Annotated in this window: 14 protein-coding genes; 3 read left to right on the forward strand and 11 right to left on the reverse strand. The window is 48.2% G+C overall.

Features of this window, described 5'->3' with window-relative positions; translation table 11 throughout:
• A partial coding sequence (locus YWK_RS20110; RefSeq protein ID WP_035467174.1) for a cation:proton antiporter domain-containing protein occupies window positions 1-426 on the reverse strand: 426 nt, incomplete at its 3' end.
• Between the two features lie 61 nt (window positions 427-487).
• Window positions 488-805, reverse strand: coding sequence for a hypothetical protein (locus tag YWK_RS22175; protein ID WP_169727192.1), 318 nt, complete (start codon window positions 803-805; stop codon window positions 488-490).
• A 471-nt stretch (window positions 806-1,276) separates the two neighbouring features.
• Between YWK_RS22175 and YWK_RS0114380 the strand changes: the two genes are divergently transcribed.
• Complete coding sequence (locus tag YWK_RS0114380; RefSeq protein ID WP_026965348.1) at window positions 1,277-2,047, forward strand: Cof-type HAD-IIB family hydrolase; 771 nt, start codon at window positions 1,277-1,279, stop codon at window positions 2,045-2,047.
• 108 nt (window positions 2,048-2,155) lie between these two features.
• Here the strand turns inward: YWK_RS0114380 and YWK_RS0114385 are convergent, their stop codons facing one another.
• The 9 genes from YWK_RS0114385 to YWK_RS0114430 form a co-directional block, all read right to left on the reverse strand.
• Window positions 2,156-2,707, reverse strand: coding sequence for a DJ-1/PfpI family protein (locus YWK_RS0114385; protein ID WP_026965349.1), 552 nt, complete (start codon window positions 2,705-2,707; stop codon window positions 2,156-2,158).
• 278 nt (window positions 2,708-2,985) lie between these two features.
• Window positions 2,986-3,324: a L,D-transpeptidase gene (locus YWK_RS0114395; protein ID WP_026965350.1), complete on the reverse strand. Its 339-nt coding sequence runs from the start codon at window positions 3,322-3,324 to the stop codon at window positions 2,986-2,988.
• A 279-nt stretch (window positions 3,325-3,603) separates the two neighbouring features.
• Window positions 3,604-4,008, reverse strand: a complete 405-nt coding sequence (locus YWK_RS0114400; RefSeq protein ID WP_035467175.1) for a (2Fe-2S) ferredoxin domain-containing protein — start codon at window positions 4,006-4,008, stop codon at window positions 3,604-3,606.
• A 66-nt stretch (window positions 4,009-4,074) separates the two neighbouring features.
• Window positions 4,075-4,878 carry a HoxN/HupN/NixA family nickel/cobalt transporter gene (locus YWK_RS0114405; RefSeq protein ID WP_026965352.1) on the reverse strand — a complete coding sequence of 268 codons (804 nt, stop codon included), beginning with the start codon at window positions 4,876-4,878 and terminating at the stop codon, window positions 4,075-4,077.
• A gap of 174 nt (window positions 4,879-5,052) precedes the next feature.
• On the reverse strand, window positions 5,053-5,421 hold the full coding sequence (locus tag YWK_RS0114410) for a nitrile hydratase accessory protein (RefSeq protein ID WP_026965353.1): 369 nt from the start codon (window positions 5,419-5,421) through the stop codon (window positions 5,053-5,055).
• Between the two features lie 15 nt (window positions 5,422-5,436).
• The gene (gene nthA / locus YWK_RS0114415) at window positions 5,437-6,078 is read right to left on the reverse strand and encodes a nitrile hydratase subunit alpha (protein WP_026965354.1); all 642 of its coding nucleotides are present in this window, start codon (window positions 6,076-6,078) and stop codon (window positions 5,437-5,439) included.
• Between the two features lie 24 nt (window positions 6,079-6,102).
• Window positions 6,103-6,792, reverse strand: a complete 690-nt coding sequence (gene nthB / locus YWK_RS0114420; RefSeq protein ID WP_026965355.1) for a nitrile hydratase subunit beta — start codon at window positions 6,790-6,792, stop codon at window positions 6,103-6,105.
• Window positions 6,793-6,975: 183 nt separating this feature from the next.
• Window positions 6,976-8,073, reverse strand: coding sequence for an AAA family ATPase (locus YWK_RS20115; RefSeq protein WP_156909166.1), 1,098 nt, complete (start codon window positions 8,071-8,073; stop codon window positions 6,976-6,978).
• A 100-nt stretch (window positions 8,074-8,173) separates the two neighbouring features.
• The gene (locus tag YWK_RS0114430) at window positions 8,174-9,220 is read right to left on the reverse strand and encodes an aliphatic amidase (protein ID WP_026965356.1); all 1,047 of its coding nucleotides are present in this window, start codon (window positions 9,218-9,220) and stop codon (window positions 8,174-8,176) included.
• Between the two features lie 605 nt (window positions 9,221-9,825).
• Between YWK_RS0114430 and YWK_RS20120 the strand changes: the two genes are divergently transcribed.
• Both YWK_RS20120 and YWK_RS22710 read left to right on the forward strand, forming a co-directional pair.
• Window positions 9,826-11,922 (forward strand): transporter substrate-binding protein, encoded by a 2,097-nt coding sequence (locus YWK_RS20120; protein ID WP_051375624.1) that lies wholly within the window; start codon window positions 9,826-9,828, stop codon window positions 11,920-11,922.
• Window positions 11,858-12,760, forward strand: a complete 903-nt coding sequence (locus YWK_RS22710) for a sigma-54 interaction domain-containing protein (RefSeq protein ID WP_281172260.1) — start codon at window positions 11,858-11,860, stop codon at window positions 12,758-12,760. Before YWK_RS20120 ends, YWK_RS22710 begins: the two co-directional genes overlap by 65 nt.
• Window positions 12,761-12,788: the final 28 nt, after the last annotated feature.

The following is a 12,788-nucleotide window of genomic DNA, read 5'->3' on the forward strand; positions in this document are numbered from 1 at the left end:
CGTCGTCAGAATGAGCGAAAAGAGTAGTGGACTTTTTATGAAATGAAGATTGAAGAGTACTTGGGACAAACTGTAGGACAGGACAAACGTGAGGCCCGTTGCGAAGGTCGCAAACACTGGGGGCATCGTCAGGAAACGCGCGTAACGGTTGCCCTTTCCCACCTTGGTTGGCTTTAAGGTAGCAAAGTCAATCTCCAAGCCCGATACGAACATAAGAAAGGCTAAACCAAAAAACTGCAGAAATTGTAGCCATTCACTATTCTGAATAATGTTAAATCCGCTTTTGCCGACGACTACGCCAGCGATAATTTCACCTACCACGATGGGAATACGTACCGCCCGAATTCGCGTCACAATCAGCGGAACAAGAAGTCCAAGTGCTGTCACAATTAAAAGTGAAACCAAGGAAAATTCCGTATTATCCAAACGCGCCCCTCCTGCCTGTCCGATGGTACAATGTTCTGAAATTGTACAATAATGGTGAAGGTCAGTCAAACCAGTTGATATCCCTATCTTGCACGTATCCGTAGCGTGGATCGCCCTGTCTTTTTGGAATGAGTGAAGGAGCCAGAACAGTACAAGAGACGTCCATTGCATGGAGCAATCGATACAGGCCATACCCTGTGGGTCCAGCCTCGTAGCAGAACTCCAGTTTTACTCCCCCGCCGTCGAGTTGACGTACGAAGTTTCTTACGGCCTCTATGAGGAAGCATCCCCTGGGCTCACCCCAGCCTTCGTGCGCGACTGAAACTGCTATTTTCTCCTTGGACACATCCAAACCAACGAACTTTGTGATACTCTTCACAGTGCCGGCCCCTTTCGTATGTGGCTCTGCACTGTTTTCGACGGATTCAGTGTAATCCCCGACGTGCGAAATAGCACCGATGTCGTTCATTATGACTATGTTGACTTCTAACCCATTGAGTCATTTCGAATCGTTTTCCCAAAAAGAAAGTTCCAAGCCATATGTGCTTAAATAATGTTTTCGAAGTCTTTGTACGTCCTCCTTAGGTCCAATAAGGTACGTTGCGTGACTTACTGCATCAATGCCCCCGATAATTCAAGAACTCAGTATGTTCACTATGAGTGGTTTCTCCACGATTTCCCGTCCACTACGAGAACGGGTGGAATTCCAGCTTTACCGACTCGGGAGGAGATTCTCGATTTTATGCAAGACAATGGAAATTCGCCTTTGCGATGACTGCACAATTTCCATGAGAGCAGGATTATATATGTTCGCCAGGGTAACGAAGAAGCAAAAGGATTGGATTACACCATGGATTACAAAATTGTATTTTTTGATATCGATGGTACGCTCTTCAATGAAGATAAGGAAATCCCTAAATCTACAATAGACGCGATCAACCAGTTGAAGAGCACAGGCGTCGAGTTGGTGATTGCAACGGGACGGGCACCTTATTTCAGATCCATTACGGAACAGCTTGGCATCGAATCATTTGTAAGCCTAAATGGCGCCTATGTAGTTTACAAAGGTCAGATTGTAAAAAGCTATCCCATTCCGAAAGAGGATCTCAAGACGCTGATCCGATGTGCTGAATTACATGGACATCCGTTGGTATTTCTAGGGGATCAGCGCTACTTTTCCAACGCCCAAAATCACCCTCGCCTCTTAGAATCAGTCGGTTCTTTAAAAGTGGAGTTACCGGGTTACAACCCATTGTACTGGCAAGAAGCTGACATTTATCAAGTTTTTCTACATTGCACAGTTGAAGAAGAACATGTTTATGAACGAGCATTGCCAAACTTGCGGTTGGTCCGATGGCACCCCTTTGCACTCGATGTACTGCCTTCAGGCGGATCGAAGGCAAGAGGAATTTTGGATCTGCTGCACGCATTGAACCTCGAACCGGCTCAAGCGGTCGCTTTCGGAAACAGTCTCAATGACCGAGAATTGTTGGCGTTGGTCGGGTACGGAATCGCAATGGGGAATGCAGTGGAAGAATTGAAGCCTGTTGCCGATTTCGTAACGACGTCTGTAGATGACAATGGAATCGTAAATGGATTGAAAGCAGCCGGATTAGTTTAAAATCTCACTGTTACAGTAGACCAATACCGAGACTAAGTTGACGTAGCGGCAAAGCCGAGTGCAACAAGGACCCCTTCGCAGGAAGAGGTCCTTCGTCCCATTGGGTACTCACTGATTCAATAACTTCAGGAACTCCCGCATGAATCCTGGAAGATCTGGCCATGCGTGGGCCGACACCAGATTGCCGTCGACGTGGAGCGACTGGTGTACATAGGTGGCTCCCATGCCCTCCACCGTTGGCTTACATGCAATGTACGCCGTAAGCGACCTTCCACTGAGTGCATCGCGGACCGCTTCGAGCACCTGGACGGCGTGACAAATCGCCCCGACCGGCTTCCCTGCCTCGAAGAAGTGACGCACAATGCGAGGCACATCCTCGTTCAATCGAATATACTCCGGCGCCCTTCCACCAGGAATCAAGAGACCATCGTACTCTTCTGGTTTGACGTCTGCAAAAGCAACGTGTGACTCTAGTAGATACCCCGGTTTTTCAGTGTACGTTTCCCATCCGACGAAGTCATGCACCACGGTGTTCAACTTTTTCACGGAAGGGGAAGCCAGGACAGCCTCGATATTTTCCTCCAGCAACCGATAATAAGGGTAAAACACCTCGAGCGCCTCTACCGCGTCTCCAGTCAGAATCAGTACTTTCTTACTCATGAAACATCCCTCCTTATGCTAGCGAGCAGACTCGATGCCGCATCTTCGCATTCCTACGACCTTCGCCACCACCACATGCCACATAAAACGAACCCAACAATGCCGATGATGGTCATCGCATACAGAAACGTGTTGGCTGCGCTATCCGAAATCATACGGTCTCCCCCCAAGTGGTGGTGACAGGTGTGAAAGATGTCATCATGTACACGGTATATGGTACAACATTTCGATCCAGGATTAAACACTCATTGTCTCACAATTCGATATAGACACCGTCGTCACTGCCGGATGGTGACGTGCGTTCCGATAGGAACGGTGTTCGCCAAGTACGTGACATCCTCGTTGTACATCCGGACACACCCGTGTGATACTTGTTTGCCGATAGAAGAAGGATTGTTGGTTCCGTGGATTCCGTAATGGGGTTTTGACAAACCAAGCCAGTATACTCCAAAGGGGCCACCAGGGTTGGGTTGCTTATTCATGATGGTGTACTCTCCAATCGGCGTCTCGGTGAGCATCTTCCCAATCCCGACCGGAAACGTCCGCACTACTCTATCGTCATCCAGCAAATGTAGTTTTCGGTCCGACACATCGACGATAATTCTATACCTTGGCATCGTTCATCGCCTCCACTACACTGTATGCCAAATGTCACCTCCATCCACTGGTCGTCCACTCCTCGGCGGCGAAGCACCGAATGACCATCCAAGGACTCTCCTGCAACGCATCAAAACGTTACTTGAGGCCGCGCACTTGCTACAGCTGCCGTGCACAGAAAAAATCACAGGTGGTGGTCATCCTGTGATCTCGGTGCATTACTTCAAGGGAACGACCGTTTCGCCGACCTGATTTCGTCGTGGTGAATCGGCGTCCTGTCGTTGATCCCTGTTCGTGAGTTACACATGTTCCGCAGAGCGGACTGGTTCAAATCGTTCAAAGATGTGCTCGTGAAGTTTCACAGGTAATGGTGGTAGATATCCCAACGTCACAGAGGAAGAAGCCCAATCCATAATCGCTTCATATGTCGAGTCTTCTTGGATGCCGCCCAACCAGATTTGTTCGTTCGCAGTCATAATGGCAACGACGTTGACGAGATCACATGGCCCCAAGCAACCGCTAATCGTCAATTGAACGTGTGGCTTTAACTTTCGCTTTTTCCACTGGTCCTTCAGCCACTCGATTGGAACAGGAGGTTTTCCTCTTTCGGTGTGTCCACAGCAACATCCAGAACAGATAAATATTTGAGCCAGCACCTGTCGTTTTGTGGTCTGTTGAAGTGCAGGTTGAGCCAACGATTCCATACCATCACCTCCATGATGTAGTAAAGCAGTGGACGATTGATTGTATTTGTGCGTTAATTCCTGAAATTATTGCTGATCCGTGATCCATGGCTGGTCTTTTCTTTTCGAATATAGTGCCACGAGATAACAGCCAATCAAGAACAGAAACGCTACAATACCTACGGTCTCAAAGTTCAGTTGCACTGAAGGAGTGAATATCGTAATTGCTTCATAACTTGAAACTCCGTACGCAAGAATCACAATGACCCATCCCATAAGTCTCGAAGCAGACTGGCCTAGTTGGCCAGAATGGCTGACCATTCGATACGTAACCAATGAATCGATGGTATCCGTGGTCATCATTCCCACCATGAAGACCAGTCCTAAAATCAATGGCATATAGCTGACTGAATCACCACCTGCTGCAATCGCCCAAACAGAAGTTTGGCTCACTGTGTCTGCCGCCATCGCAAACAGACCACCAAGAAAGATGATGACAATCGGATTCGTTGTTTCCTTAGCAAACCTCGGAATGAACTTTCCTTTGATTCCACGAATCTGAAAATCATCCGCTTTCGACTTTGAGTTGAGGAGGTTATACACATTCAACGTGCCAATGAGGAATAACGAAATGATGGATACCCATGTCGTGATTGTATCGAAGTAATCGGGAAACTTGAAATTATGGGCAAACATTCCTAAAACAACAGCCACACCGGCTACGACGAATCCATGTCCAAACGAAAACAGCGTTCCTACCCAACGTGCAATTGGACTACCCACACGCCAATTATAACGGGTCTGACCATCAATATAGGCTAGATGATCTGCATCCAGTCCATGACGAAGCCCCAATGTAAGTACGAGAAATATAAGCGATACATTAAGCATTCTACCATCCACCCTTCAATGAGCTCGCATTAAGGTGAATTTGAAACAATCACGAACCTTGCATCAAAGTCATCACCATGCGGGCGACGTTAGCTTACCGTTTCAACCACACTATTTTTGTTTTTTCTGAAAACGGGACAACGCAGTGTTGTCCCGTTTTGTGAACTTTTGTTGTTAATAAAACACTTCATCTCGTTCACCAGTGAGAAATTCGTTGGCACGGGCTTCTATTTCACTCTTGTCTAGCATTCCGGTTTCCACCACGAGTCGTTCTAAGGCTTTTAACCATTGCTCATAGTAGTTCCAGGCATGGTCCTCCTTATGCTCGGTGGTTTCCCACTTGGCAATTTCTGCAATCAAGCGAGTTCGAAAATCCTCCCACGAGGTAACACGTTTTTCCTCGTACAAAGCAAGAGCCATACCAAATGAGTTTCTTTCCCACGGCTCCTGGAATTCCAATTCACCGTTTTTCCTGGGCGGTGCTGTATCTTCGGGCATATACGCAATGATTGATTCTGTAGAACTAGTCTCACAGTTTTTCATCGGGTTCTGTTCCTCCTATCGTACATCGGCCGTAGGCGGTTGTACTTGGGCAACACCAATCATGGAATCTCGCGTAACAATTTCTGCAAGTTCCGCCTCCGTCATGCCTTCAGTACCCGCAGGTCTTTGCGGTAATACCATAAATCGCACTTCTGAACTACTGTCCCATACTCGGATTTCTACTGTATCGGGCAAGTCTACACCGAATTCTTGAAGTACCTTTCTTGGCTCTTTAACAACCCGAGCCCGGTAGGCTGGTTCCTTGTACCATGAAGGCGGTAAACCAAGCAACGGCCAAGGATAGCATGAACATAGAGTGCAGACGACCACATTGTGTACGGTATCCGTGTTTTCCACTACCTTGATGTGTTCTCCCTGCAAACCAAAATATCCGAGTTCTTTTAACACAGTCTCTGAATCCTCTAGCAATCTTTGTTTGAAAACGGGATCTGTCCAGGCTTTCGCCACGACCTTGGCTCCGTGCATGGGTCCAAGTTCATGTTCATAGTGATGTACAACCCTTTCAATTGCGTCGGAGGAAAGGAGCCCCTTTTCAATCAGTAGCGATTGGAGAGCATTTGCCCGTGCCTCCCAAAACGATTGCGGACGTGGATGGTGGTGTGGGAATCGGGGATCTACGTTGTGATGATCAGCCATAACAAACTCCTCCTGTACTCACGATTAGTTTGAAATAGGTTCCAAATAACTTTCCCAAAGATCTACATAAACTGCATCTTTTTGTTTTACTCCCCACAATTCTTCTGCATCAAAACGTACGCGATAGAGATATTGCGGGTTCTCTCCCCTCCTGTGTGCGGCATCATCAGGGAAAACATGAGCCCCATACACTTCATCGATGACACCATACTTGTCACGGACGTAACGGGGGAATCTTGTATGCCCCGTTGGGTGAATGTTCCTCGTCTTGATTCTCTCTCCCGCCTCGAAACGGGGAGGAGACGATATTTCGCGGAGCGGAGACAATCCTTCTAACAGTGCTTTTTCTACAAGCTTTACTAATTTCGGATCCTCGCGGCGCGGAATTTTTGTCTCCGGTTCCTTCAAAAAAGTTTGTGTTCGAGCTTCGAGTTCTTCAGCGTCCAATACTCCCGTCTCAACTAAGTTGTATTCGACGGTCGCAATCCAGTGACCATAATATGATGACGTTAGATAGTCCACTGGACGCATTCGTTCTATACCAATCCTGAATTCATCAAACGCCTTCATCCCTAATCCTTGTGCCATGCAACCAGCCACAAGACCGAAAGCAAGCCTTTCCCAATCACGAGTGAAGTAAGGGTCGTCCTGTTCTTTCACATACATAACTTTCCCAAACCCATCCATACCTCCAACATCGTGGATGCCGTTCATTTGTATACCTCCTATCTTGAATTTAATGTTTTCAACACCATTATAATCTAAACATTCAAAATTATGAAGTATATTTTATGAAATTATTAATTTATCTGACGATATGAAATTAACAGAAAGACGACGGTTGATTTTCCGGCATATCTACCTCTCCTTTACGCACTTGGTTAGACAGTGGATGACTCAGGGACTTTCGTAGAACAAGGTTTCGGTGCTCCAAACGGCTGTAATCTGCTGCAGCGGGGCATTTGGATTCCAAGGGCGTGTGAACAAGTAATTCGCGAGGGGAACTTCAACATACTTACGGACAGCCCGCTTCAACGACCTGGCTCCGTACCGCTTGTCGAAACCGACATTGGCTAAGTGATTGATCAGAGAAACATCCAAACAAAGTTTGCACCGATGTTTGGCGATGCGGTGATTCAGCCGCTCGATTTCCAACGAGATGATGTCATGTAACACATCACCGCGAATCCAATTGAACGTTACAATCTCGTCCATGCGATTGAGAAACTCCGGAGAGAATTTTTCCTCTAAACCCTTTCGAATCATTTCTTGGGTCTTGCTTTTGCTTGGAACACCTCGAATTCCAAACCAACGGTTCCACCAGGACTGGGATTTCCGTTGTGCATACTCTTGAATCTCCCTCGCCCCAATGTTACTTGTCATAAAAATCAATGAATTTCGGAAGTTGATCTGGAGTTGACCCGAAGCGACCGTCATGATGCCATTGTCAAAAACATTCAGCAACGCTTGCAGAACCGTGGAACTCGCCTTTTCGACCTCATCAAACAAGACAATTCCGGGAGCGCGGAAGGAGCCTTCTATCTTTTCCTTGTCTAAAATGGTCTGGCCTTCCTTACTCCCCACATAGCCGGGGGGCGCTCCGGTCAGAGAGGCGGCATAATGTTCTTGCGAGAGCGTATTCATGTCTACCCGGCAGAAAGATTCTCTGTTTCCGTGTATCGCTTCTGCCAACAATCGAACAAGTTCGGTTTTTCCAACTCCAGTCGGGCCAAGGAAGAGGCAGACAAAGAGCGGACGCTGAGGGTCTGCAATGTCAACCCGAACCCACCGCAACATTTCCTCTATCGTTTGAAGCACTTCAGATTGACCGACAATCCGGCTTCTGAGTAACTTCATCACCTTCTCGACGTCGTACGTGAATCGCGTTACGACCTTCGACGGAGTCGGGACCGTGTCAGCGGCTTTCGATCCGGATTCATCGAGCGCTCGTTGCTCCTTAGCGAAGCTGTCTACCATGTCATTGATAAAGGGCACAGCAATCCTCCTTCGTCGAAGAATAATGAGCACTGTGCAAACCGCGCAGGAAGAGGGGTATACCAGGCCAATTCCGGTCTGATCTACCCCGACTTCGCGGTTACTCTACGGCTTCGCGCTCCCTGCCATTGTAGGGCAAACTCCCCACCGGACAACACGCCGTCGTTAGCGCCGAACGAGTGATTTTTTCGACATTCTCTCTTGCTTGTTCTGCGTCCAGAACCCAGGTGCGATAGAAGTCAAACGGGCATTCCGCAATCCCCTTGTCTCCATCGCCAGAGTTATGAATTCCCGTGTAGCCTCGATGCAACAATTTGAACAACTGGTTCTGGGACTGCCAGTTTTGACGGGCATCGCGAATGGCGGAAATCGACAGTTCAGCGTACTGGATTCCGTATTCTTCTTCACCGCATTCACCTAGGGTCCGACCGTCAAACCCAATGATGGCGGAATGACCAAAGTATGAATAGACTCCGTCAAATCCCGCAGCATTCGCCACTGCAACGTAAACATTGTTGGCCCATGCCATGGTTTTGGCCATCAACACCTGCTGGTCCTTTGCTGGGTACATATAGCCTTGCGGACGGACAATCAATTCTGCGCCCTTCATGGCACAATCACGCCAGATTTCTGGATAGTTTCCATCGTCGCAAATGATGAGGCTGACTTTCAGGCCTTTCGGGCCATCCGATACATACGTCTTGTCGCCTGGGTACCACCCTTCAATCGGTGCCCAAGGTAGAATTTTTCTGTATTTCTGAACAATTTCTCCCTTGTTGTTGATGAGCACCAAAGTGTTATACGGAGATTTACGAGGATGCTCTTCGTGGCGCTCTCCCGTCAACGAAAACACACCCCACGTATTTGCTTTGCGGCACGCTTGACTGAAGATCTCCGTTTCTGGACCAGGAATGGTGCAAGCTGTTTCGAACATTTCATCGGTATCGTACATGATGCCCATCGTACTATACTCCGGAAAAACGACCAGATCCATCCCCGGCAAGCCTTGTTTCATGCCGACAATCATATCGGCGATTTTGCGCGCGTTTTCTAGTACCTCTTCTCGAGTGTGAAGACGTGGCATCTTGTAGTTTACAACTGCGACGCCCACCGTATCCGGGCTGCTAGAAATGTCCCCGTGTCTCATCTGCAAACATCCTTTCACTAGGTATTCAATGACACAGATAAATGCATGAACTGTGCCAAATCTTTTGATGACTCGCACGATTTAGACAAGCGATTGAAGTGGCCCCCTCTCGTAAGTCATTCTCATGCTTCCTGCATCTGAGTTAAATCTTGCTCGGAACGATTTTATCAATTGAACCATGAATATTCAATCAATTGACGTAATATAAGTTAACATGGGAAATGCTTTTTTTAAGAAAAAAGCAATGAAACCGAGATTTTGTGTTAATTTATATAACATGCATGAGTTTAGATGGCGCAAACTGCGGACCAGGACCCGTCCTGCGCCAAGTTGATTGCTGGGTTGATCAATGCCCTTGCGTAGACAATCTTTGGTGTTGACACGATAAAAATGAATTCAGAACAGCGAGCACCCAACCAAAAACGTGCTTCCTGTTTGTCTCTTTTCGTCCGGAGTTGTTCACATGTTGTATCAACCGGATGTCAATGTGTAAAAGTACAGCCTCGATCAGACGTGAAACAGGATGAAACACCCTTGTTCACTTCATCATCAGAATCGTTTATTATCTACCTAAGCGAGGGGATGAGGGAACGGAGGGCTTTACGATGTCGAATATTTCAGATATTAAGGTGGGTTTGCTTTTCTCTCTAACCGGGACGACCAGTGTCACAGAAAGGGGACAGTATGAATCCGCATTATTGGCTATCCGCCAAATCAACGGACAAGGTGGTATTCACGGTGCAAGGCTGGTTCCTGTAACAGAGGATATTGCATCGGATCCCGTCCTTGCCGCCATCAAAGCGGAGAAGCTCATCCAAGACCACGGTGTCACTGCCATCGTAGGCTTGTATACATCCGCCTGCCGCAAAGCCACAATACCCGTTCTCGAAAAATATAATACGTTGTTGTTCTATCCCGCCTTGTACGAAGGGGAGGAACTATCTCCTCATGTGGTTTATTGCGGACCCGTGCCAAACCAACAACTTCAGCATTTCATACCTTGGCTCGTAGGAAACATCGGTTCTGCTTTTTACCTCATTGGTTCCGATTATGTGTATCCGCGGGAGAGTAACAAACATATCCGCCAATTGGTGAAAACCCATGGCGGAGCCATCGTAGGGGAACACTATGTTCCACTCGGATTAGAAAAATTCCATACAGCCTTGCAGGACATCTCAAAAACCAATCCCCATGTGGTCTTTTCAAATCTGGTTGGTAGCAGTGCGATTGCGTTTTACCAACAATTCCACCAGACGGGTCTGCGAATTCCAATCGCCAGCGCCATTACCGGCGAAACAGAGATTCAGGCGATGGGTGCGCAGTTTGCGCAGGGCCACTATACTTCATTCCCCTACTTTTCTTCTATTCAGTCCATTCAAAACAGTGAATTTCGAAAATTGTTCATGGAGAGCTACGGCACTTCCACCGTCAGTTTTGTGATGGAAAGTGCGTATTATAGTGTCTGGCTACTAGCCGAGGCAATCAAAACGGCTCGTTCGACAGAATCGGATGCCATCCGTGTGGCTTTGCAAGGAATCGAATTTGAAGCTCCCCAAGGGAGAATTCGAGTGGACGACAGAAATCAGCACCTTTGGCTACACTCAAGAATTGGGCAGGTCAATGAGAAAGGAGAGTTCGATATTGTCTGGGCGTCGGATGAACCGATTCCTCCACTCCCCTTTTTCCGCGCCAAAAGCAGTCATGAGGACACCCAGGATGCAGGAGACGTCAGCGCTCCGGTAGAGCTAAAAGATGCCCAGTGCGACTATGGTCCGCTCATCGAAGCATTACAGGATCTGACGAAGTATTTTCCTTACCAGTTCGCCGTTTTTCATCCAGATGGTCTCATCCTGTCGGTCTTTGGAGCTGAACTTCCAGATACACCGGAACTCCCCCCTTTCCTACGGACAGGGATCCGAGTCACCCCACAACTTCTGGGCCGATCCGGAATTGCCATGGCCCTCACTGGACGCAGTCAGGCCGTCGTGCGGGGAATGGATCATGAACGCGAGTCGCTCCGGCAATGGGTTTCCATCGGGATCCCGATACAAGGGAAATCCGGGGGATTCCATGGTGTCCTAGGTGTCTTCATTCCGGATTGGGCCATCAGCCCTGACGCGGTTTCTCTGCTTTGCACCGCATTAAAGCAACTCGTGGAAAGTGCCGTAGAAGCCCTCGAGTCGCGAAGCCGTCAATGTGCCTTTGAATCATTGCTCACTGGAACCATCAATCTATTTCCAGAGGGCTATATGGCCGTGCGAGATGGACATGTACTGGTGATGAACGATTTGGCACAGACAATCCTCAGTGAAGATGCCACCCTCGTAGAAAGGGTGAAAGAGCCCCTACAAACACAAACAGAGTGTGAGTTTCGGATTCGCTCCGTCGATTCCCAACACGTCATTGAAGCCAGAGGCCGGATGAAAAATGGAATTCAGCACGTGTTTCTCAAACGAATTGATTGCATGCAGACACAGTCAACTGAAAAACAAAGAAAAACCACGAAAGACCTCGTGGGTTCCAGTCCCGCCTTCCTCAAAAATCTGCAGATGGCTGAACTCGCTGCACAAATGGACGCAAACGTGCTCATTTTGGGCGAGAGTGGCACTGGTAAAGAATTGTTTGCACGCGCAATTCATGAAGGCAGTGCGCGCAGTGATCAACCATTTAATCGCCATCAATTGTGCAGCCCTCCCCAGTGACCTGCTGAACGCTGAGTTATTTGGATATGTGGAAGGGGCTTTCACTGGCGCAAAACGCGGTGGCAACCCCGGAAAGTTTGAGGCCGCAAACGGCGGTACACTGTTTTTAGATGAAATCGGCGACATGCCTGTGGAGCAACAGGCAGCCCTGCTGCGCGTGTTGCAGGAAAAAGAGGTCGTCCGGGTGGGTGGAACTCATCCAATCTCGGTCAACGTCCGGATTATATCCGCGACCAACAAACGGTTGGCCCAAGAAATTGCATATAACGGTTCCTTCCGCAGCGATTTATACTTCCGATTAAATGTATTTTCGATTGAACTCGCTCCGTTGAGAAGGCGCAAGGAAGATGTCCCCGAGTTGGTTGAGCACTTCATCAGACAATTTAGCCAGACAACCGGGATGCCCTTGAAGTCTATCGATAGTCGTGCCATGGACATGTTGATGACGTACAGTTGGCCGGGAAACATCCGCGAATTGCGAAACGTCATCGAGCGGGCCTTCTATTTATCTGGAAATGCGCCGACGATTTCGTTGCAGCATCTTCCAGAGTTGTTGTGGACAGGCCCCAAAGCAGACGCCACGGGTTCCTTGAATGAGCCGGACATACAGCCTGATGAACCTGTCCTAGGGGATCTCCAGCCAAACGGACAACCGGATGCAGGGACTTCACTCATTCGAAGTGTCCACTCCATCCGATTGAGCAGTTGGCAGAAGGAAAGATCTGAAGTGGAGCGCGTCCTTCGACAATACAAAGGAAACATCAGCCGCTGTGCGAAAGCGCTCGGTATCTCCCGCAGCACTTTATACCGTAAGCTGAAGGAATACCAATTGATGTAAAACACCGGACGTATGATGCCGGAGTCAG

The sequence above is a fragment of the Alicyclobacillus pomorum DSM 14955 genome, assembly GCF_000472905.1.
Taxonomy (GTDB): Bacteria; Bacillota; Bacilli; order Alicyclobacillales; family Alicyclobacillaceae; genus Alicyclobacillus_A; species Alicyclobacillus_A pomorum.